This is a genomic window from Lysinibacillus sp. FSL H8-0500, assembly GCF_038051955.1.
GTDB lineage: Bacteria > Bacillota > Bacilli > Bacillales_A > Planococcaceae > Lysinibacillus > Lysinibacillus macroides.
In genome coordinates, this window is the sequence record NZ_CP150292.1 from 2,032,411 (window position 1) to 2,051,595 (window position 19,185).

A 19,185-nucleotide genomic window follows, 5' to 3' on the forward strand; every position below is an offset into this window, starting at 1 on the left:
TGATGAAAGGAGAATCGTTATCTAAATAATATGGTTTGTTATACTATTGTTTTAATGGAAGAAAAGTAAAATAAAGGAATGGAAATTATATGATTAATAAGGAAATTCAAAAGTTGCTTGATGATCACAATTCATTTGCTAGACAAATTGCAAATGTAAGGTTATCAAATTTATCTTTTGATGTATATGAATTCAGAGATAAATACGTAATGCAAGTGGATTTAATATTTGCGGAAAAAAGTCAATTTGATCATATTCAAGAGGCATTTTCTGCAATATTTAAAAAAGAACTATTCGATGGAGAGGAATGGGATATAAATGATGATCCAGACCCTTCAGATGAACAATGGATAAAAGCGTTAGCAGATGGCTGGATTAATGAATATTATCCCAAAAAATATATTTGTCTTGAGTTAGTAAACAAAGATGAGTTTAGATGGAGATTTAAAAATGAATTGACCTATCTGAATGTAACAGAATCAATTGTTAAAGAGCTTTTCACTAGATTGAATCACATTGAAGCTATTCAAATAAAAAAGGGCTATACATATGATTACATATTTGGGCAATCTGATAGTCATTATTTTTTGTTTGAATGGGGGATATATGATTAGTATGTTTTCTATATATCAAGGATTATATTCCTATATATCCCATAATATATATTGATTTTCATTATTGGTTATTTACTTTAGATTTGATGGAGGGAGCCGATACTAAATATAAGAAAGGGAAAAAATAATTTTCATAGTTTACAGTAACAAAATGATAGATGGTGTGAAAGGAGGAGAATGTTGATGGAAATGACTAGGGAACTAGCTGTTAGTATGCAGTTATTTATGCTTAGAGGTGCATATGGATACAAGGGATTTAAGATAGATATAAAAGATGAAAATGGGAAAGTCATCGGGTATAGAAATGATATGAAAGGATTTATGGATGCGCTAAAAAATGCCACTGAACCGATTGATGCAAGTAAAGTTTCCAAATTATCATCTGGTCAAATACATATGTTAAATGGAGCGTCAAGTGGGAGTTGGCTAGTTCCGTTACTGAATAGAATGGGTGAGCTAGGCATGCTGGATTTACGTCAAGGGTTAGGAAATCCTAAACATGCTAAGTTATTTAGGCAAAACATGTTTAATTCAACGATTAATGCGTATACAAGGGCAATTTAAGGATGATTAAATATAGAATGAAGGGATGGATAACAAGATGATAGGGGCAATTGGTTCTACACAGCTCAATTCTTGGAATCTAGTAAGTAATCGTGGGAAGGCAGAGGCTCAAATCACTTTATTTACAGTACCAAAAATAAACGATTCACAATCTATTGTTACAAATATTTGGGAAGAACTTGCACAAACATATAATATGCAAAATGCCACATTTGATGAGGTGAAGGAAGTCGCAACAAGGCTTTATAAAGCTGGTGAAATTACGTTTAAGGAAGTGGTAACCTTAACATTTGATTATGAAAAGGCTACTAATTTATATCAAACAACATGCTCCCGTGTATGTTTCGGCTAATTTTACTATGTATGAAACAGAGGCAGATAAATCTGGACGACGAGATTGGATTGCTGAGTTTGGGGCACGTGCAGCCAAAGACCGTCAATACGGAAATTTAGTAGGCTATGCTGCAAAAACGAGAATACTGCATATTTTACAGCAATTCGAAAAGTAAAGCAGGCATTTTATTGTGATTTTAGTATCAAGAATAGTAAATGGAAAGTCATCCAATTTAGCTTTGGGAGCCTAAAACATCGCTACTTTATTTGAGCATAGCCAATTGTTTGCGTTAGATACTGAGGGTGGAATAGGAATGCTCTTATGTTAGAGCTTTTCCGTTGTTATTGCACTTTTTTCCTTTATTATGGACAATCGTTAAGCGTTCAGGAGTATAGAGGCTGAGCAGTACACTAACATCCCTACCCCTTGTATTTTATTTTGGAAGCAAATAATGCTTGGCAAAATATTGGTTTTGCGCCTATTTTCCCATTCATAGTAATGATTGTTTTTTGATTTTGAAAAAATAATAGAGTGGCTTGTATCATTTACATTCAAAGCTCAACATAGATTGATTATAAAACTTCTTATTAATTCAGCATCACCCTTCATTCGTCATCAAATTACTTTCTTCGCTATAATATTCTAAAATTCCATTGACTTATTATTCTGAAAAGTAGGATAATTGAATTGTATCCTATTTACCATTTTGCTCATCAAAGACATACAAAATAGATAAATAATATTTTAAAAGGGAGGAATTTCCAATGTTTAGAAAGCGTATTTTTACTTTTATTGGCAGTTCTGTTATGGCAGCAGCATTGTTAGTTGGCTGTTCAGCTACAGAGGAGGAAGAGGTGAGCTATATCGCTGTTACAGGTGATACAATTAACTCTCATCTTGTTGAAGATGCAGTTTGTATTGTAAATAGTCGCTTTGAGCAAGGACATCGTCTTGTATTCCGTGCTAATGTAACCGATTTAAAAACAAATGAGGCTATTGGTGACGCGAAAGTGAAAGTTGTGTTAGGTAATGGGGAAGAAATGGAAATGGCACGAGGACCACACGGTGAGGAAGCAACAGAGCTTTATACAGTTGGCTGGACAATTCCAGAAGATTTCCCTACTGGTACATTAGATTATAAATATGTTGCTGAAGTTGATGGCAAGGAATATTCTTATGAGCCATTTAATGTAGCGCCTTCTAAATTAACAATTATTGCAAGTTCTGCACAGTGAGTAAGCCTATGATGAAAAGGTATACGATTGTATTTTCAGCATTGCTACTGCTGTTGCTAGTCGGCTGTAGTGATAAAGAGGAGAAAAGTACTGGCGATAAAAAGGACACCCAGCAAAAAGAGGTTGCATTACAGGGTACATTAAATCTTAGTGCAGATAAAGGTCGTATTGGTGATGAAGTAAAGCTTACCGCGGAGTCATTAATGCCGAATGAGCCGTTAACAGTTGTTTGGACGGATATGATCGGCAAATATGAGATGGAGGAAAATTACTCCTTTATCGGTACTACATATGAGCCAAATGATCAAGAGCTTTTAACGGCACAAGCAGATAGCAATGGAAAATGGGAAGGCACCATTACAATTCCGCAAGGCTTTGGTGATGACCATGATATTTTAATTCACCAAAAAGATACAGTTGTAGCAAAAGCAAATTACTTTGTGGAAACAGTCTTTACGATGAGTCCTGAATCTGGCCCTATTGGAACAGAAATTACCATTAAAGGTGAAGGCTTAAGCTGGAAAATGTATGGTAGCTTATGGCACCTGAATTATGATAATAAATATACAGGGATGATTACAGGCGTTTCGACAAAAGGCTCGGCTACCGCTGTCATTCGTGCTACAGGCAATAAAGGCGATCATTCGATTACAATTGAAAGTGGCTCATCTGGCTCGCCTTATTTAAATCGCTCAGAATCAGCCATTAATTATATCCATACAGAACATTTTACATTTAATGTAACAAATGAACAGCCAATTACCGTTGAGAGCTATGTGGAGGAAGCGCCTACTGCAGCAGGTGGGGGTATTGAATTAGATCCACCAAAAAATAAAAAGGGAGTTACGGTTTCATTAAATAAAGAGGAAGGTATCGTTGGAGAAGAAGTCACATTAACTGCTAATGGGCTACCAAAAAACGAAAATGTATCAATAGATTGGCATACGATGGTTGGTAACCGTGTATCCGCTGCCGGCTATGGTGAAAAAGTCAACACATTGGAGAAAAGTTTAAAGACAGATGCAGAGGGAAGCTTAACATACACATTTGCTATTCCTGATGATCTAGGCGGACTACCTCATCTAATTGATGTGAAAGTAAAGGATGAGGTGTATGGGCAAACAGCGCTTCGCATTTTACCATCCATTGTGTCGATTACACCATCCTCTGGTCCTGTTGGTACGAAATTTGTTGTAGAAATTAAAGGCTCAGGCTGGACTGAATTTGACAATGCTTTAGCCGTAACATATGACAATTCATATGTTGGGTATATTTGCGGATTTAATAGTCAAGGAACGATTAAGCTTCCTTTAGTGGCAACGGGTGATACAGGCCATCGCGCCATTGACATTTACCCTTCCATCTATAAAGGGCAGCAAATTCAACCCAATCTATATTTAAACCCACAATTAACATATCGCGATGATCATCCTGGAACAGGTATCCCTGCATTGCGTATGTATTTTGAAGTAACGGAATAAAATGAAGAAAGGCTGATAGGAAAGTAAATTTCCCATCAGCCTTTTTTAGTATTGTAATGACAACAAATACTCAGCAACTGCTTCTTCATGCCCCTTTGCAGTGGCTGGTGGCATGGAGCCTCTCCCTTTTTCAAGCACTTCCACAATTTCCTCTTTTGATAGCTTTAGCTGACGTAAATTCGGTCCCATATCGCCTGATAAATCAGCAGCATGGCAGCCGATACAGCTAGATTTCGCAATTTTTTCACCTTCTGCTACTAAATCTGCGTCGAGCTCAGCCTGCTGTTCATTGCTGCTACAAGCAGTTAATAGGGTTGCTGATATTGTACCTATGACTATGAAAAACTTTACATATTGTTTCAATGTTTCCCCTCCCAACATCTATTCTTTCGAGCGGTCAGATTGAGTAATTACATTGTATAATAAATATTGTATTTGTTCAATTTCAGTAGTTTGCATTTTTGTTTCCAAATCCTAAAGTGTTCTATAAAATATTTAATACAAGCCAAGTAACAAGTTGAGGTACTTAAAAAACGGCATATCATTATAATCCTACTGTATTAAGACTGTTTTGATAGAAATTATGATAACTCTTCTCTTTATTTTACAGAAAATAATGAAAAGAGCGCTGATTTGCAATAATTAACGCTTTTCTATACATTATTTTTAAATTGCATATCTACAACTACACAATTTTCCACCTCTTTAAGCAATAACAGCGTATTGGTAGTGAACCCTGTCACTTGTCCCTCGATATCAAACTTTACAGATTTACCGAACGGGAAAGCCCATCGTCTATAGATATGGGATGATAGTGAGGTCGGTCAAGGGATAGCTTTTGCTATCTCAATTGACCGAAATTTTCACTAACTATATTTTTATACATTTGTTGCAGTTTATTTTGTTAATTGATACAATTTGGTTATGGAAGAATACAGAAGAACAAATACAACCGTATCATTGATTAATTATCATTTTGTGTTTTGCCCTCGATACAGAAGAAAGATATTTCTTGATGACAAAATAGAACAGAGATTTAAAGAAATGGTACACGAAATATGTGAATCTTTAAAAATAAAAGTGGTAGCCTTAGAATGTGACAAAGACCATGCCCACCTATTTCTAAATGCACTACCTACATTAAGTCCTGCAAACATCATGGCAAAAATCAAAGGAGTGACATCTAAACAGTTGCGTGAAGAATTTCCTCACCTACAACACTTGCCAAGTTTATGGACACGTTCTTATTTTGTTTCTACCGCTGGAAATGTATCGAGTCAAACCATCAAACGCTATGTAGAGCAACAGAAAACAAGGGGGTGAAATCATGTCGCAACCAATCACTGTCAAAATAAAATTGTTGCCTACAAAAGAACAGGCTTTGACTTTAACTGAAATGAGTAAAATATACATTTCAACAATCAATGACCTTGTATTTGAAATGGTAAAAGAAAAGAAAAGCACTAAGAAAACAAGTAAAAACCTTCATGTATCTTTGCCAAGTGCAGTAAAAAACCAAGCAATTAAAGAGGCAAAAAGTGTTTTCAGGAAGGCGAAAAAAACAAAATTCGAAACAGTTCCAGTTCTAAAGAAGCCTATGTGCATCTGGAACAATCAAAACTACTCTTTTGATTCCACTCATATCTCCTTGCCTATCATGACTGACGGCAAAACCAAAAAAACGCCTATTCGTGCTTTATTGGTTGATAAAGGTCACCGAAATCTTGATTTGCTTAAACATAAGTTAGGCACACTGCGTATCACAAAAAAGTCGGATAAATGGATAGCACAAATTTCTGTGACCATTCTTACTGTTCAAAAACCAGGAGTAAGAGTAATGGGTGTTGATTTAGGACTAAAAGTACCTGCTGTTGCTGTAACAGACGATGAGAAGGTACGATTTTTTGGTAATGGCAGACAAAACAAATTCAAGAAAAGAAAATTCCGTTCAGTTCGTAAAGAATTAGGGGAAAAGAAAAAGGTAACTGCTATTTGTAAGTTGAACAACAAGGAACAACGTTGGATGCAAGACCAAGACCATAAAGCGAGTCGTGCCATTGTTGATTTTGCGAAAGAGAATAAAATTTCTGTCATTCGTTTAGAACAATTAGCGAATATTAGACAGACGACAAGAACCAGTCGTAAAAACGAAAAGAATTTGCATACATGGTCATTCTATCGACTATCTCAATTTATTGAATACAAAGCAAGGTTAGAAGGAATTAAAGTTGAGTACGTAAATCCTGCATATACAAGTCAAACATGCCCGAAATGTTCAGAGAAGAACAAGGCACAAGATAGAAAATACAAATGTAAATGTGGATTCGAGAAGCATAGAGATATAATTGGAGCTATGAATATTCGCTATGCGCCTGTGGTTGATGGTAAAAGTCAATCAGCATAGGGAACTAGATGTTCTGCCCTATGAGGGGTAATGAGATACCCTCATCTTGAGGACTGTTTAAAACAGAAATGGACTGCGAACGCTTAGTCACTCAAGAATCCCATTGTTTTAGCTGTGGGAGTCTCAATAGGCCATTCATAATATTTGTATCACTAATTCTATTAGCATCTAATACGATAAGCGCTACATCATAACGACAATCTTCAGGCTTTATGAATAATGGATGATCTTGTGCAATACCTAAAATAACAGAGTCATCATGTAAAAGGTCATTAGATACTAGCCATTTTTTAAAAGATGCCATTAATTTTGTATTTTCAATACCATAAGCACCAGTTCTTCGCATAAATATAGTATTCAGATTTGGCATTTGTTCAATTTTCATCTATAAATAAAAATCTCCTTTGATTTAGTACATCGATGTCTACAAACATCGTATAATGCTTTAAAATAAATAACAATTGAATTTTTAAAATTTATTGACAAGGACGCATAAATAGATAGTCAATTTGCTACTTTATTTTAAATGTAGTGAAGTTATCTTTTAAAAAAAGTTAAATTTGTAATATTTTAACAATATCTACATCTAATTTTATGAGGAATCAATAGAGTGTATAGGAGATTGTTATAATAAGAATTATACTTGTGATTGTAGTGCTATCTTTTTCTTTATTTCTTATTAGCTGTAGTGAAGAAGAACAGCCGACAGAAAAGTTCTAGTTTATAGCAAAGACTGACAAGAGAGCAAGGTACTCGTATAATTAATCAAATATCATTAAAGAAGCTTAGTATACCCGTAATGAATCATATAGATGAAGAACCTTTATTTAAACTTGAAGTGATTTATCAAGCGGAATTCTTGGATTAAAGGATGATATTTCGGCTGAAAGAGGGCTTTTGTATACAGATTCCTTATACTATGTATTAAAACATCAAGTTTTTCCTGCGTTTATTGGGCTTTTAAATAACTGATGAGAGGAGGACTATATATGCTATTACTGTGGAGTATGTCTTTCGTTGTTGCCATTTTCGCCCTTGTTTTAGCTGTTGTGAAGTTCTCATGGATGTTTATGCTTATTAGTGCAATTACATCCATACCTGTTGCAGCTTATTTTTTGGGTGCAAATAATGCTTGGCAATCTCTTGGTTTTACACCGCTGTTCTTATTGATGCTAACAATGGCTTTTTGGTTTTTAGAAAAGAGGGTAATAATATGGCGTGATTTGAAATAGAAACAATGGGGTGAGTGAAGTTGAAAAAAGTTGGGGTAGTGCTACTAATTCTTATAGTGGGTGTTATAACCTTAGGGTTTGTTAATAAATGGTATTACCCAGCGCTTCCACTAGATGCTCTAACATCAAAAGAAGCGCTTCAAAAACTAAAGACATCCAACCAAAAGATTGTAGAAATCGGAACTGATTCCAATGTAACTTGGTATATGACAAAGAATCCTGAAAAGGGTATGTTAGCAGTAGATGAAACGATCAAGCAATTCATTAGTCGTGATGGATGGGAATTCAACGAGAAGAATGGTAGCGGTCTTTTCTTTGAAAAAAATGGTGAGCGTTTAATTGTTAGTACAGAGATGTGGACATCGCGCTATGTGCTTATTAAAGTTCCCCTTAACCCAACATAAAAAAGAGTAATAAAAAATAAAATACTACTCTTTTTTATAAATTTTTAATAAAGAGGGCACAGATATTTTTGTACTTTTTAAGTAGGGCAGTTCACTTGACATCAACATCAAAAATAAAAGACTCTTTTCCTTTATCCCACGTTGCTTGAAGTTCATAAATATAATAGCCTTCTTTCGTTGGCATTGTTAGTTGATTATCAACCATTTCAACAATATCACTTAAACCGTCCTCATTCCATTTAATCACAGTAATAGACAGAGGATTTTGGTCAATGTCAAACTTTAAACTTTCCTCTTTTTCTACCTCTAATGTTGGAAATTCATCCGCTAATTCTTTTATATCTGGAGAGCCCAAATCTTTTATTTCAACATTATCTTCGGTCCATTCAAAATCATATGGCATCATTGTATACTGTTCTCTGTCCACAATCACTTTTCCTTCTGGCTGACTAACCGTCCCATTTGGCAAACCGTTACACCCATTCAAAAGAGCAATAATCAAAGTGGATAATACTATTTTTTCATTCCAACACCCTTTTTAAAAATAATAGACAAAAGCATTAAAAATCTATAGTTCTAGCGCTGTTTTATTGGTGGGGTTAAAGATACCTGGTGTTGCATTCGGGATTTTTCCGATAGCGCCAATTATTTCTCCTTGATACTCATAGATAAATACGGTGAGATGATCGTTTTCTGAGTCTTTCTCTTTTAGTGTATAGCTTGTGATGGTTACCTCTTTTCCGATATACTCTTCCATAAAATTGATTGTAGCAGCTTTATAGTTTGCGATCGTTTCAGAGGCTAATGCCAGGGTTACATGCTCAGTTGAATCAAATGATTGAATCGTCCAGCCTAAATTTTCTATATATGCAAGATGTTCTTTGTCGATATTTTGAGAAGCACAGGCAGCTAGGATCAACAGACAACTTGCAAGAAGTATGAAAGTTCTTATAACGACACCTCCTATTGATGAAGAATTATATGCTGCAATAAATAATGCAATAGTCGAAGAACCAACTGTTTATAGGTATGTTACTACAACAGATGAAGAAGGACATAAAATTGAGGTTCATTACCATAAATTCTGATTGAAAATGTTATCGAAAGTGAAGAAATAAACACTCAATCTACAATTTCAACACTGGGCATTACAGATGGATCATGGACATACTATAATACAACAAATGGAAGTTCTAAAATTACCATGTTATTAAAATAGACGAGCTTCGCACTTTTTTTGAAATTTCCCCATCTCTATTTCAAGCTTATGTCTTTTTGAGCTATTAAAGCACTAGCTATTTTAAACTTTCTATAAACGCTTCTGAGTTCTTAGCTATTCGCTCATAGTCAATACTATGGGCATAGTGAGATGAATCTAACTCAATGACTTTACCATTATCAATCATACGAATAAAGTCATTGTGAATTCCATTCCAAGTTTTGTTATCAAAACCAGTTCCCTCACCATTAGATGAAAATAAAAGTATTGGAATATCGGGCATTTCGACTTTTTTTACTTTTTGTGCATTGGCTTTTATATGATTTATTTCATTGACCATATCTTTAGTCAATGTTCTTCGATAAAAGATGACTTTATACAACTTTTTCTCTTTATCTGTTAAATTTCCATATTTTATTGCATAACTTTCTGATAGATTTGGAATCCACCTAGTTAAGCCAGTATTTGCAGCTAAAGCACCTAATTGAATAAGGAACATATTGATATTTAATTTTTCATATGTAACTGGAACAGCCATATCTAATCCAATAATAGCTGTTATTTCATCAGGGTAGTCTTGTGCCCATTTCAAGGCTTCAATGCCGGACATGGAATGAGGAAATAAAATATAGGGTCCTTCCATTCCTGATTTTAAAAGAGCTTCCTTTGTTTCAGCTAGAATTGTATCAATATCTCGATCAGTATCTGTGACTTCGCTAAATCCATAGCCTGCCTTTTCAACCACAACAATTTTATATTTATCGCTTAACAGGGAATAAAGTGATTTAAAATCTAATGCAGGTGAACTCGTGCCACCACCAGACATAAAAACAAGCGTATCTTCTCCTTTTCCTTCTGTATAAACATGCATTTGATGACCATTAACTTCTACAAGTTGTCCAGTTGAAACAAATAGCTCTTCTTCCTTTGACAATTGTATTTTGTGATTAATAAAGCTCGCAGAAAGACCCAACACAGAAAACGAAATAATAACTGTAACGATTATCAGCATGATACATTTAAATCCCCTTTACCTATATTTTTTATTTTATAGCAATTTATCCACTACCTTATTCATACATACTGACCCAATTGTTGAACACAAATTTACAACACGTGTCAATGATCCTGCTTAGTTAGTTTAATAATACCTCAATTGACTTCATTTGGATAACTATTGCCATCTACCATTTCAGACGAGTTATTGTGGAAGAACATTCATTTAATCAATTATTGAAAGGCACTGGATGCTCTTTATAAAGAGCTGATATAGAGCTAGGGATTTCACTGAAGGGCAAGTATTTTTCTGTATTGCGGTTGTAGATGAGAGGGGGTAAAATGTTATTCCGAAAAAGGCAAGAGACTTATTGAAAATCGAGATAGACGATTCACACATTCTCGGTATTTGTTTATAAAAATATGCTATCTATTCTTAAAAGAGAAAATAATTATATTTGGACACTGAATATTTCCAGTCGATTGCACTAGTCCAACCATTTTTGCACGCTTAATTACATCAATGATTTGTGAATGAACAAATAAAAATGATCCTCTTACTGTTTCCGCTAGAAAGTAAGAGGATTGAAGGTGTTGACATCATTGGGAAGTTTATATGATAATATATTCAACGTTGAATATAGGAGCGACAAAATGATTAAATTATTGGTGTTGGAGTTATTAAGTCAACGCCCTATGTCAGGCTATGAGATGAAGCAAATACTTGAAAATACTGATGCCAAACGATGGAGCGGCGTATTACCGGGTTCGATTTATAATGCAATCAAAAAATTAGAAAAGGAGGGATATATCATCATTTCAAGCATTGAAATGACAGGTAATCGGCAACGTTCTGAATACAAAATTACCCAAAAGGGACAAGATTATCAACTATCCCTTATAAAAGATGCCTTATCCTCACCCATTCAATACAATGGAGATCTATATTCGGGGATTGGTTTTGCGTATCAATTAGATAATCAGTCTGCAATTTCAATACTTAAGAACAATATGAGCACTTTAAACACAGAAAAAAGAGAAATTATTGCAGGAAAGAAACAAAAAGAAATTGCAACGAATGGTGAATTATCTGAACTATCCTCAATTGTGATCAATCACATGATAAAAACAATTGAGTTGCAAAGTCAGTTGATCGAAAGTGTTATTGGTGTAATTAATAAAGAAAATAATTCCGATTAGATCGGTTTTATTTTTAATAATATATTCAACTTTGACTATATAAGGAGGAACTATATGGTACAAGCGTCTAACATAAATCCATTTTCTATCGACCACATTGTGGTGAATGTTGATCAGAAATATCAAGAAAATGTTCAATTCATTGAGGAAGTTAATCAGGTAGGGTTGCCTTATACACCCTCAAAAGGTAAAGGAAATAAAGGGTTTAAAGCTTCGAACTTATGGATAGGAGATGAATATTTTGAATTTATCCATATTAAATCGAAAGATGGTGGTGGTTGGATCAAAGACTGGGTTGATAAGTATAATTCTGGTCACAGAGGTGTTATTGGACTATTTCTCAAAACAAATAATATTGAAGAAACTACTGATGTATTGAGTAGCCTTGGCATATATGGTCCTGAAAGAATTAGTTTTCCTTTTTTCTTTAATCTAATTACCGTTTCTGCTAAGTGGCAAAATGCATATCTTCCCTATTTTGACGAAGTACCATTTCAATTAGGGTTTCAGCAAGTCGATACGCCGCAAATTGAAAAGAAAATGCGCAAGCGAATGGTACCAAATAGTGAAAATAAGGGTATCAATGGAATAAAGTCCGTCGAATTTTTCGGACCGTTTACATGTCGAGACTTCGAATGGTTAAAAGAAGTGTTCTACTGCATTAGTAAAAATTCCAATCAACTTGATATTCCACTTAAGAATGGTCAATCAATCCATTTTTATAATAGCGATACGATTGAAACACGCGTGTTACTTGATTCTAAGGGTAAAATACTGCCTCCGTTACTGATAGAAAACCTAAGAATATTGAATTTTTAAGGATTGGTATAATGTTTAATTAAAGCGTAGTATTTCCATTATAGAAAATACCATAACTGCCTTTTGATCAAACCTGAACGAACCCCCGAATAGTGGGCACTTAAAAAAGTGGACCTATTCGGGATTTTTCTATTTTGGGAAAGTCAAAGTATATAAAGCGAAAAAGCAATGAATCTTAACATGGATGTTATGGTTTGTTGATAGACGATCTAGCAGCCATTCGTAATAATAAGCAGAAGGAGATGAAAAAGATGATAAGTATGAATTTAAAGGAATTAAGAAAGCAACATCACTATACTCAAGAGGACGTAGCAGAAAAAATTAATGTATCGCGTCAGGCTGTGGCGAAATGGGAGAAGGGTGAATCAACGCCTGATATCGAAAGCTGCATAGCATTAGCCCAATTATATCAGGTCACATTAGATGACTTAGTCAATTATCAAAGTGATATGGGGCTAGGGATTCCACCGACGGGCAAGCATTTATTCGGTGTTGCGGTTGTAGGGGAGAGAGGGCAAATCGTTATTCCGAAAAAGGCAAGAGATTTATTTAAAATTGAGGTAGGCGATTCACTGATTATTGTGGGGGATGAGGAGCGTGGGCTAGCCATTGTACCAGAGAGCTATACGCAAAAATTTTTCGATCAAGCACTGACGGTCAATAAGCATACAAGAGGGGATGCTGAATGACAATTGCCATTGATGTAGAGGGATTAGGTAAAATCTATAGCACGAAAACGGCTGTGCACCCATTGTCATTAGCTGTTCAGCAAGGGGAAATTTTTGCTCTCCTTGGTGTTAATGGCGCATCTATATATAGACAAATTTGCGAAGAAGGAAAACCAAGTCAGCGAATCACATGACTTGGTTTTTCATTGTCATGATTGGCTTCTTGTTTTGTTGAATAAATTCCAACATATGTCGATGTTGGTCTGCAAAATTAAATTGGATTGTCATTTCTTTGTTCTCATGAATATAAATTGTATCAATCAGCTCAACCAACAAACCTCGGTCAAGTGCTTGAATATTTTTATGCTTTAAAAATGTTTGGAGATAGGGATGGTTCACACCAATACCTTTTTGAACAGTCGCCAGTTCTGTTTCGAGGTTGGTAATCACCTGTGTCACTTCATTCACTTTCTGCTCAAATTTTGCTTTCATTCGCAAATAGTCAGCTTTGGTAATATCGCCAGTTTTCCAATCCATATACAGATTATCTGTGACGGCTGTTATTTTTTCTAACTCTTGTTGTTTCGCTTTGTAGAACTGTTCTAATTGTTTCGATTTTGTCCGCACAATAGGATGTTTGATAAGGGTGGTCATATCCATCTACAAGTGCGATTTGCGCTTGTATCGCCCGTAATACGGCTTCTGTGATGTCCTCTATACCCATACTATGTCGAGTACATTTCCCTCTATGTTTCACTGCATAAGTAGAACAAATATAGTAGGCATATTCTTTCCATCCAGACTTTGTTTGTCTGCGGTAGCATTTCCTTGTCATGCCCATTCCGCAATCTGGACAACGAAGGAAACCTGAAAAAAGGTGGACTTTCTTTTCAGATGGTGCAGTACGAGTATCTCGCTTTTGTAAATTTTGTGCTTGTTCAAAGAGAGATTTTTCAATAATTGGTTCATGCGTGTTTTCCACTACAAACCATTCTTCTTCTGGTGGTGTAATTTTCATGAATTTTATAACTAATTACTCGTTGTTGCCCTTGTACCGATGTACTTTTCATTGGTTAAGATACGATGAATTGTACCTAAAGCCCACATGCCATCATATACATACCAAATTTTTTGACGTGGTTGCTGAACTTTTGACTTTTTTCTAACTCGTACCATGTTCCTCCAATCCTCCATAATCACATCTTTATTATATCATGTGTAACCTATCATTTCAGTGATTATAGCTTGAAAAGTAGCGTTTTAATTGCATAGATAAGTCGTTTCCATCCTCTAAAAAACGAATATAAACTGTCACATTCCCACACAAGAATTGGTAAGGTTTTTGGATGTCTTGAAGATATTTTTCTAATCGCTCCAATGCAGGTAAGTCATGCTGAATTTGGATATGTCGTATGTCTATAAGGTCTTGTGTTGGTCGAGTTTCTTTCGCTTTGTGTTTTGCTTCTGCAAGCCCTTTTAACGCTCCCATGTTCTTTCCTCTTTACATGTACATTGTAAGCAATTGAAAATCAGATGGCTGTTGGTACAGCTCCACAGGTATTTCAACCTCTGCAAGTATTGCTTCCAGCCCTACTCATAGCCTGTGATGCTTTGAACGCTCGGACAGTGACTGTAGGGGAGTATCATTATCTTATGGATAGGTGATGGCTCACAAATCTACCACGATTGTGTTAGACAAAGTAGATTTCACTCATTCTCATGCGAGAGTCGTGGCGTACTTGTTTGGTAGCTGACTATTCATAAAACTTATCTGATTTTTTGATATACTGCACGATGTTCTCTTTCGTGCTTTCTTTGTCAAAGAACAAGATAGTATAAATATTTTAAATGAAAGAGAATAATGACCATTTCCAAGGGTGTCATTGATTTTCTCCTTCATAACCTTCAACAGATTTTTTTATAAAATGCCAAAATTATAGCGCAGAATTTTTGGAATTCGAAATAAAAAATCTAATTTATCATATTCTACTTGTATATTTTTATAATAAAAGAGACCATCATCAAAAGCCAATTTGATAGACAATTGAGATAGCTTTTTTATTACTTTATAATGTATATACCCCAAACATAAAGCTTGCTGAAGTAATTAATAATACAGACATTGATTAGAACTAAATAATGACACAAAGAAGCACCTATTTAAATAAATTGTTTAATTTTTCTATAAATCCCAAAATGTGTAATATCACTTTTTTACTTTCTAAAAGGCTTGTGTATTCTATTTCCAAATTCCGCATAATGATTGTTTGCTTGTGAAGCATGTTGATTTTGAAATGTTTGGTTGCTGTTACCAGTTATAAACATAGGTACAATACATAGTGGACAACTACCATCATCTTCAATCATAGAACCACATAGTGAACAATACTTGTCTTCAAGCTCAACTGTTGCATTAACTTTATCCTCCGAAAGCTGTAATTCCAGTGAAGAATTCAAATCGTTAGAATTAGTTATTATTAATGATTTTTCTTTCAAAAAATCATTAAATACAGTTGCAAATAAAGAAGTCTTTATTGGAACAGTAACTACAACATTATTCATTTTGTTATCTGTAAAAGTATTTAATGTATTAAGATTATTAATGTTCATATAAATCCTCCTAATAAATTTTTTCGTGGTACAACTAAGAATGATTGACATTAGATTCGCTATAACTTCCCCATAGCTTTATGTAACTCGTCACTACAATCCACCTTACATTTCGTACCATTGAAGAAAATTTTGATATATTTCATATGAAACTACAATATTTTTTAGTAAAAAATTTTTTTCAAAATATCAATATAATAACTCTTATTTTTTTTAAATTTTAATAACAAACATACGGAAAGATTGAAATACACACTTGTTTTGTCAAGGGGGAGGGAATGTACAATTGACACACTATGATTATAGTGTGTCAACACGTTGTTGAAAAAAAGATTGTGTCCATGGCAACAAGCTAACTTTTGGCAAAGCGAGGGGTTGGTTTCCGTTACGACCGCGTGCTTTCCTGGGGGCGCCCGATGAGCCTCCTCACTGCGCTGTGGGGTCTCATCTGCGACGCTGAGTCACACGGTCTTCACTCCAATCAACCATTCTTTAAAAGTGTTCCTCCTCACAGATTGCCTAAGCATATGAAGTAGCACGATCCTTTCATGACTAGCAACTTTCGCGGGCACTTCTATTGGATTGCTAATTGGAATGGAGGGCTACTCCCATCACGGTCACTTCGCTTGCACACAAAGTAAATTTCCGCGTAAAAGCAACAACCTTACATGCTTCTTCTATTGGCGAAACATCGTATCAAACAAATCGCCTGAAATCAGAATTCTCTTGCGAGGATTCATAAAAATTTCATGGTCAATTTTGTTTTTCAACACATCATAAAAGTGTAGTGTAAGTAGCTATACTATACGTAATGAGAATCTATTAAGGACATAGACAGATGGTTTTACCTGTAAATTTACCACATGGCTTACAATATACATAGTATAAAGGTCCTCCACATTTGCTATGAATGCCAACATATTTTGTTTGTTTTAGAGTACCAACATGGTTACACACAACAAAAGTTGTAATTTGTTCACTTTCAATTACACTATCATGTGCAAAAGTATCATGTTCGTGTTCGTGTTCATGTTCGTGTTCGTGTTCATCAATTGAAGTTTCTGTAAAAAAACCGGAAGGAAAATCTTCCTTTAATTCTTGGTCTAACTCAGATGCTGATGCTTTCTCCATCATCCCAAATACAATAAATATAGCAAATAATGCTGACAAGATGGCTGTTATTCTTTTCATAATTATGTCTCCTTTTGTATTTTTAAGGCGATTGTACAATACCTAATACATATAATACATTATTATCCAAAAAAATAAATAGTAAATTAGTTTTTATTTACCGACAAAATACGACTGAAACCATGATTTTTCAACAATACTTTTTAATAAAGTTTTATTATTAGAGGTATGTATTCTAATAAAGTTTTTTATAGCCATAGTTGTCTAGCATATAAAATTGATTTTTTTGTAGTGTAAGGTCAGAAAGGGCTGTTACTTGTGATTGCTGTTTACGCCTTTGGTAATAGATATCGACAACTTCATTCTTCAATACTCACTTACAGAAACTATTAAACGTACAACACACTTGCCACGTATACGTTCCATGCATTCACCTCTCTTCACTATTGCAAAGGTGTCAGTGGTTTCCCTTCATAACCTACAACAATTATTTTCCTTAAACGCCAATAATAGGGTTATTATTTTAGAGAAATGAGGAAAAAACATTTAACCTATCTATGAAATTATTCGATTAAGGGCAGATAGAGGCAAGTTACCAAAGAAATATCTTACAGAATATTTAAACCAGTACCAAATCAGAATTCCAGAAGATTTTGCAAGTATTGCGATAAAATACATTGATAATGAGGATAGAGAAATATGATTAGCTGTTTGTCTATTCACTCAAAACGAGCCATTATTTTTAAATCGTTGTCATATTGGAACACTGGATATGAACCTAACATCGCCAAAAGAAGTCTTTAAAATAATGATTATGCAAAATGCGGCATCTATCATCGTGGCACATAACCATATGAGTGCTAATTGTACACTAAGTCCAGAAGATATTACGGTAACAAAACGTTTACAATAAGCAGGTGAAATACTAGGTATGGAATTAATCGATCATTTAATCGTAACAAGTAACCGATTTACCTCGCTAAAAGAAAGAGGTTATTTCTAGTATGTAAATAAGGAATCATTTACAATTGAACTATTAAAAATAAATGAAAAGGAAATAGAGCAATGAATAATTTACCATTAGGTTATAAAAGGGATAAGGACGGCAATATCGTGATTGATGAACAAAACGTCAAACATATACAAAAAGTTTTTGATATTGCTGAAAAAGTAAATAATATAGAATTAGCCGCTTATCATGATGCTAGATACCTAAATAAATATGTGCCAAAAACGCAAGATAAATAATGAATATCTTTATTTCATTGAATAAAAATTGTAAACACCTAACAAGTACAGTGGTAGCGCTTGTTAGGTGTTGTTTAGTGAATCACATTACAACATAAATGATGTAACCAAATGTATTTATTTCACAATCATCCAATTTGCATCTTTTTCTAAGGTTAATTCATATTGCGAAAGCTGGGTTGCTTTTATGATTTCATCTTAATATTTGACTGTTACCCACACACGTACTTGCTGTCCAGACTGTTGACAAAACGGATTGAGAAGTGTGTGCCAAGACCTTAAATAGAGTATTAAGTTTTAAAGGGCGATGTTATACTGCCACTTTAAGTAGAAGAAGATAGTTAAATTTCTGATTTTTCAAAGACAAAGAGGATAAGTCCTATGCAAAGAAATTAGTTCTAATTTGTTCGATTCTGGAAGCCATACCTCCCATATTTGTAAGTATGCTTATCGGGATTTGTTGCTGATATGAAAATTTTGCCTTAGCTTTAACAGCGTTGTTGTTTCCAACTTGTGTCTTATCCGTTACTTTATTTTGTTTCAATATAGAATTTGCTATGGCGTCAATAAGAGTGTTAGTTGAGGACGAGATAGAACCCCCACTTGTTAAACCAATGCTATTTATTAATTGCTTCTGTACAGTGGATAAATTACTGTCCTTATCTAATTTAGTTTCAAGTAGATTTAGAAAACCATTCTCAGTGTACAGGTCTAATATATTTGATACTTTAGGTTCTTTTAATAACGACTGTTTTTGTATATCAGATAAGTTTTTTATATTTGAACTATTAAAAAGAGTATCTGTTAATACATTTTTGAAAGCATTTTTTTGTTCTTCTGATAAATTTAATTTTTTGTTTTCAGACAATTCTTGAAGGAGTTTTTGTGTGAAAAGTATATTTTCTGTAGAAAGAGGATTTACATTCAATGTTATCATGCTTCCTTTCTTGAGATATTCATATCTTCTTCTATGAATATTATCGTCAATTATTAGAGATATTTACTGCATAATTTGCAAAAATTGAG

27 protein-coding genes and 1 pseudogene are annotated in these 19,185 nt (G+C 34.3%); 16 read left to right on the forward strand and 12 right to left on the reverse strand.

What is annotated here, in order from left to right; translation table 11 throughout:
* The first annotated feature begins 89 nt into the window (after positions 1-89).
* The 6 genes from MHB44_RS09595 (at position 90) to MHB44_RS09620 (ending at position 4,228) form a co-directional block, all read left to right on the forward strand.
* The gene (locus MHB44_RS09595; RefSeq protein ID WP_341302569.1) at positions 90-614 is read left to right on the forward strand and encodes a hypothetical protein; all 525 of its coding nucleotides are present in this window, start codon (positions 90-92) and stop codon (positions 612-614) included.
* Positions 615-797: 183 nt separating this feature from the next.
* Positions 798-1,178: a hypothetical protein gene (locus MHB44_RS09600; protein ID WP_341302570.1), complete on the forward strand. Its 381-nt coding sequence runs from the start codon at positions 798-800 to the stop codon at positions 1,176-1,178.
* Positions 1,179-1,203: 25 nt separating this feature from the next.
* Positions 1,204-1,530 (forward strand): hypothetical protein, encoded by a 327-nt coding sequence (locus tag MHB44_RS09605; RefSeq protein WP_341302571.1) that lies wholly within the window; start codon positions 1,204-1,206, stop codon positions 1,528-1,530.
* Between the two features lie 7 nt (positions 1,531-1,537).
* Complete coding sequence (locus MHB44_RS09610) at positions 1,538-1,687, forward strand: hypothetical protein (RefSeq protein ID WP_341302572.1); 150 nt, start codon at positions 1,538-1,540, stop codon at positions 1,685-1,687.
* 589 nt (positions 1,688-2,276) lie between these two features.
* The gene (locus MHB44_RS09615) at positions 2,277-2,747 is read left to right on the forward strand and encodes a hypothetical protein (protein WP_053995903.1); all 471 of its coding nucleotides are present in this window, start codon (positions 2,277-2,279) and stop codon (positions 2,745-2,747) included.
* An 8-nt stretch (positions 2,748-2,755) separates the two neighbouring features.
* On the forward strand, positions 2,756-4,228 hold the full coding sequence (locus MHB44_RS09620; RefSeq protein ID WP_341302573.1) for an IPT/TIG domain-containing protein: 1,473 nt from the start codon (positions 2,756-2,758) through the stop codon (positions 4,226-4,228).
* Positions 4,229-4,273: 45 nt separating this feature from the next.
* Here MHB44_RS09620 and MHB44_RS09625 read toward each other — a convergent pair whose 3' ends face one another.
* On the reverse strand, positions 4,274-4,591 hold the full coding sequence (locus tag MHB44_RS09625; RefSeq protein ID WP_341302574.1) for a cytochrome c: 318 nt from the start codon (positions 4,589-4,591) through the stop codon (positions 4,274-4,276).
* Positions 4,592-5,152: 561 nt separating this feature from the next.
* Here MHB44_RS09625 and tnpA point away from each other — a divergent pair.
* Both tnpA and MHB44_RS09635 read left to right on the forward strand, forming a co-directional pair.
* Positions 5,153-5,551 (forward strand): IS200/IS605 family transposase, encoded by a 399-nt coding sequence (gene tnpA, locus MHB44_RS09630; protein WP_053995899.1) that lies wholly within the window; start codon positions 5,153-5,155, stop codon positions 5,549-5,551.
* A 4-nt stretch (positions 5,552-5,555) separates the two neighbouring features.
* Positions 5,556-6,632, forward strand: coding sequence for a transposase (locus MHB44_RS09635; protein ID WP_341302575.1), 1,077 nt, complete (start codon positions 5,556-5,558; stop codon positions 6,630-6,632).
* Between the two features lie 91 nt (positions 6,633-6,723).
* Here MHB44_RS09635 and MHB44_RS09640 read toward each other — a convergent pair whose 3' ends face one another.
* On the reverse strand, positions 6,724-7,017 hold the full coding sequence (locus MHB44_RS09640) for a GyrI-like domain-containing protein (protein ID WP_053995897.1): 294 nt from the start codon (positions 7,015-7,017) through the stop codon (positions 6,724-6,726).
* Positions 7,018-7,621: 604 nt separating this feature from the next.
* Here MHB44_RS09640 and MHB44_RS09645 point away from each other — a divergent pair.
* Positions 7,622-7,864 carry a hypothetical protein gene (locus tag MHB44_RS09645; RefSeq protein WP_341302576.1) on the forward strand — a complete coding sequence of 81 codons (243 nt, stop codon included), beginning with the start codon at positions 7,622-7,624 and terminating at the stop codon, positions 7,862-7,864.
* A gap of 20 nt (positions 7,865-7,884) precedes the next feature.
* Positions 7,885-8,268 carry a hypothetical protein gene (locus MHB44_RS09650; protein WP_341302577.1) on the forward strand — a complete coding sequence of 128 codons (384 nt, stop codon included), beginning with the start codon at positions 7,885-7,887 and terminating at the stop codon, positions 8,266-8,268.
* Positions 8,269-8,359: 91 nt separating this feature from the next.
* Here the strand turns inward: MHB44_RS09650 and MHB44_RS09655 are convergent, their stop codons facing one another.
* The 3 genes from MHB44_RS09655 to MHB44_RS09665 all read right to left on the reverse strand — a co-directional run bounded on the left by MHB44_RS09655 (position 8,360) and on the right by MHB44_RS09665 (position 10,499).
* Positions 8,360-8,737 (reverse strand): hypothetical protein, encoded by a 378-nt coding sequence (locus MHB44_RS09655; RefSeq protein ID WP_341302578.1) that lies wholly within the window; start codon positions 8,735-8,737, stop codon positions 8,360-8,362.
* Positions 8,738-8,836: 99 nt separating this feature from the next.
* The gene (locus MHB44_RS09660) at positions 8,837-9,187 is read right to left on the reverse strand and encodes a DUF4830 domain-containing protein (protein WP_341302579.1); all 351 of its coding nucleotides are present in this window, start codon (positions 9,185-9,187) and stop codon (positions 8,837-8,839) included.
* A 376-nt stretch (positions 9,188-9,563) separates the two neighbouring features.
* Complete coding sequence (locus MHB44_RS09665) at positions 9,564-10,499, reverse strand: alpha/beta hydrolase (protein ID WP_341302580.1); 936 nt, start codon at positions 10,497-10,499, stop codon at positions 9,564-9,566.
* A 638-nt stretch (positions 10,500-11,137) separates the two neighbouring features.
* Here MHB44_RS09665 and MHB44_RS09670 point away from each other — a divergent pair.
* The 4 genes from MHB44_RS09670 (at position 11,138) to MHB44_RS09685 (ending at position 13,364) form a co-directional block, all read left to right on the forward strand.
* A complete protein-coding gene (locus MHB44_RS09670; protein WP_053995892.1) occupies positions 11,138-11,683 on the forward strand; it encodes a PadR family transcriptional regulator in 546 nt (181 codons plus the stop codon).
* A gap of 54 nt (positions 11,684-11,737) precedes the next feature.
* Positions 11,738-12,502 carry a VOC family protein gene (locus MHB44_RS09675; protein ID WP_341302581.1) on the forward strand — a complete coding sequence of 255 codons (765 nt, stop codon included), beginning with the start codon at positions 11,738-11,740 and terminating at the stop codon, positions 12,500-12,502.
* Between the two features lie 251 nt (positions 12,503-12,753).
* On the forward strand, positions 12,754-13,191 hold the full coding sequence (locus MHB44_RS09680; protein WP_341302582.1) for a helix-turn-helix domain-containing protein: 438 nt from the start codon (positions 12,754-12,756) through the stop codon (positions 13,189-13,191).
* Positions 13,188-13,364, forward strand: a complete 177-nt coding sequence (locus tag MHB44_RS09685; RefSeq protein ID WP_161804085.1) for a hypothetical protein — start codon at positions 13,188-13,190, stop codon at positions 13,362-13,364. The genes MHB44_RS09680 and MHB44_RS09685 overlap by 4 nt, the downstream gene beginning before the upstream one ends.
* Here the strand turns inward: MHB44_RS09685 and MHB44_RS09690 are convergent.
* From MHB44_RS09690 to MHB44_RS09715, 6 genes are all read right to left on the reverse strand, one after another.
* Complete coding sequence (locus MHB44_RS09690; RefSeq protein ID WP_053995889.1) at positions 13,357-13,707, reverse strand: hypothetical protein; 351 nt, start codon at positions 13,705-13,707, stop codon at positions 13,357-13,359. The two genes, MHB44_RS09685 and MHB44_RS09690, sit on opposite strands and share 8 nt — an antisense overlap.
* A gap of 7 nt (positions 13,708-13,714) precedes the next feature.
* Entirely contained in the window at positions 13,715-14,188 is a 474-nt protein-coding gene (locus MHB44_RS09695) for a recombinase zinc beta ribbon domain-containing protein (RefSeq protein WP_053995888.1), read from the reverse strand.
* An 11-nt stretch (positions 14,189-14,199) separates the two neighbouring features.
* Positions 14,200-14,346, reverse strand: a complete 147-nt coding sequence (locus MHB44_RS09700; protein WP_161804084.1) for a recombinase family protein — start codon at positions 14,344-14,346, stop codon at positions 14,200-14,202.
* Positions 14,347-14,401: 55 nt separating this feature from the next.
* Positions 14,402-14,659 (reverse strand): DUF6870 family protein, encoded by a 258-nt coding sequence (locus MHB44_RS09705; protein WP_053995887.1) that lies wholly within the window; start codon positions 14,657-14,659, stop codon positions 14,402-14,404.
* A 725-nt stretch (positions 14,660-15,384) separates the two neighbouring features.
* The gene (locus MHB44_RS09710) at positions 15,385-15,780 is read right to left on the reverse strand and encodes a hypothetical protein (protein ID WP_341302583.1); all 396 of its coding nucleotides are present in this window, start codon (positions 15,778-15,780) and stop codon (positions 15,385-15,387) included.
* Positions 15,781-16,602: 822 nt separating this feature from the next.
* Positions 16,603-16,971, reverse strand: coding sequence for a hypothetical protein (locus tag MHB44_RS09715; protein ID WP_341302584.1), 369 nt, complete (start codon positions 16,969-16,971; stop codon positions 16,603-16,605).
* A 658-nt stretch (positions 16,972-17,629) separates the two neighbouring features.
* On the opposite strand from MHB44_RS09715, the pseudogene MHB44_RS09720 reads away from it, so the two are divergent.
* Positions 17,630-17,914 (forward strand): annotated as a pseudogene (locus MHB44_RS09720) (JAB domain-containing protein); the annotation flags it as partial.
* 62 nt (positions 17,915-17,976) lie between these two features.
* Positions 17,977-18,159 (forward strand): hypothetical protein, encoded by a 183-nt coding sequence (locus tag MHB44_RS09725; RefSeq protein WP_341302585.1) that lies wholly within the window; start codon positions 17,977-17,979, stop codon positions 18,157-18,159.
* Between the two features lie 379 nt (positions 18,160-18,538).
* Here MHB44_RS09725 and MHB44_RS09730 read toward each other — a convergent pair whose 3' ends face one another.
* Positions 18,539-19,087: a hypothetical protein gene (locus MHB44_RS09730; RefSeq protein WP_341302586.1), complete on the reverse strand. Its 549-nt coding sequence runs from the start codon at positions 19,085-19,087 to the stop codon at positions 18,539-18,541.
* Positions 19,088-19,185 lie beyond the last annotated feature (98 nt).

What these genes read in the sequence shown, in the direction of transcription:
- MHB44_RS09595 (WP_341302569.1), top strand. Translation starts at nt 90, where the DNA reads ATGATTAATAAGGAAATTCAAAAGTTGCTTGATGATCACAATTCATTT.
- MHB44_RS09600 (WP_341302570.1), top strand. Translation starts at nt 798, where the DNA reads ATGGAAATGACTAGGGAACTAGCTGTTAGTATGCAGTTATTTATGCTT.
- MHB44_RS09605 (WP_341302571.1), top strand. Translation starts at nt 1,204, where the DNA reads ATGGATAACAAGATGATAGGGGCAATTGGTTCTACACAGCTCAATTCT.
- MHB44_RS09610 (WP_341302572.1), top strand. Translation starts at nt 1,538, where the DNA reads ATGTATGAAACAGAGGCAGATAAATCTGGACGACGAGATTGGATTGCT.
- MHB44_RS09615 (WP_053995903.1), top strand. Translation starts at nt 2,277, where the DNA reads ATGTTTAGAAAGCGTATTTTTACTTTTATTGGCAGTTCTGTTATGGCA.
- MHB44_RS09620 (WP_341302573.1), top strand. Translation starts at nt 2,756, where the DNA reads ATGATGAAAAGGTATACGATTGTATTTTCAGCATTGCTACTGCTGTTG.
- tnpA (WP_053995899.1), top strand. Translation starts at nt 5,153, where the DNA reads ATGGAAGAATACAGAAGAACAAATACAACCGTATCATTGATTAATTAT.
- MHB44_RS09635 (WP_341302575.1), top strand. Translation starts at nt 5,556, where the DNA reads ATGTCGCAACCAATCACTGTCAAAATAAAATTGTTGCCTACAAAAGAA.
- MHB44_RS09640 (WP_053995897.1), bottom strand. Translation starts at nt 7,017, where the DNA reads ATGAAAATTGAACAAATGCCAAATCTGAATACTATATTTATGCGAAGA.
- MHB44_RS09645 (WP_341302576.1), top strand. Translation starts at nt 7,622, where the DNA reads ATGCTATTACTGTGGAGTATGTCTTTCGTTGTTGCCATTTTCGCCCTT.
- MHB44_RS09665 (WP_341302580.1), bottom strand. Translation starts at nt 10,499, where the DNA reads ATGCTGATAATCGTTACAGTTATTATTTCGTTTTCTGTGTTGGGTCTT.
- MHB44_RS09670 (WP_053995892.1), top strand. Translation starts at nt 11,138, where the DNA reads ATGATTAAATTATTGGTGTTGGAGTTATTAAGTCAACGCCCTATGTCA.
- MHB44_RS09675 (WP_341302581.1), top strand. Translation starts at nt 11,738, where the DNA reads ATGGTACAAGCGTCTAACATAAATCCATTTTCTATCGACCACATTGTG.
- MHB44_RS09680 (WP_341302582.1), top strand. Translation starts at nt 12,754, where the DNA reads ATGATAAGTATGAATTTAAAGGAATTAAGAAAGCAACATCACTATACT.
- MHB44_RS09685 (WP_161804085.1), top strand. Translation starts at nt 13,188, where the DNA reads ATGACAATTGCCATTGATGTAGAGGGATTAGGTAAAATCTATAGCACG.
- MHB44_RS09690 (WP_053995889.1), bottom strand. Translation starts at nt 13,707, where the DNA reads ATGGATTGGAAAACTGGCGATATTACCAAAGCTGACTATTTGCGAATG.
- MHB44_RS09695 (WP_053995888.1), bottom strand. Translation starts at nt 14,188, where the DNA reads ATGAAAATTACACCACCAGAAGAAGAATGGTTTGTAGTGGAAAACACG.
- MHB44_RS09700 (WP_161804084.1), bottom strand. Translation starts at nt 14,346, where the DNA reads ATGGTACGAGTTAGAAAAAAGTCAAAAGTTCAGCAACCACGTCAAAAA.
- MHB44_RS09705 (WP_053995887.1), bottom strand. Translation starts at nt 14,659, where the DNA reads ATGGGAGCGTTAAAAGGGCTTGCAGAAGCAAAACACAAAGCGAAAGAA.
- MHB44_RS09710 (WP_341302583.1), bottom strand. Translation starts at nt 15,780, where the DNA reads ATGAACATTAATAATCTTAATACATTAAATACTTTTACAGATAACAAA.
- MHB44_RS09715 (WP_341302584.1), bottom strand. Translation starts at nt 16,971, where the DNA reads ATGAAAAGAATAACAGCCATCTTGTCAGCATTATTTGCTATATTTATT.
- MHB44_RS09725 (WP_341302585.1), top strand. Translation starts at nt 17,977, where the DNA reads ATGAATAATTTACCATTAGGTTATAAAAGGGATAAGGACGGCAATATC.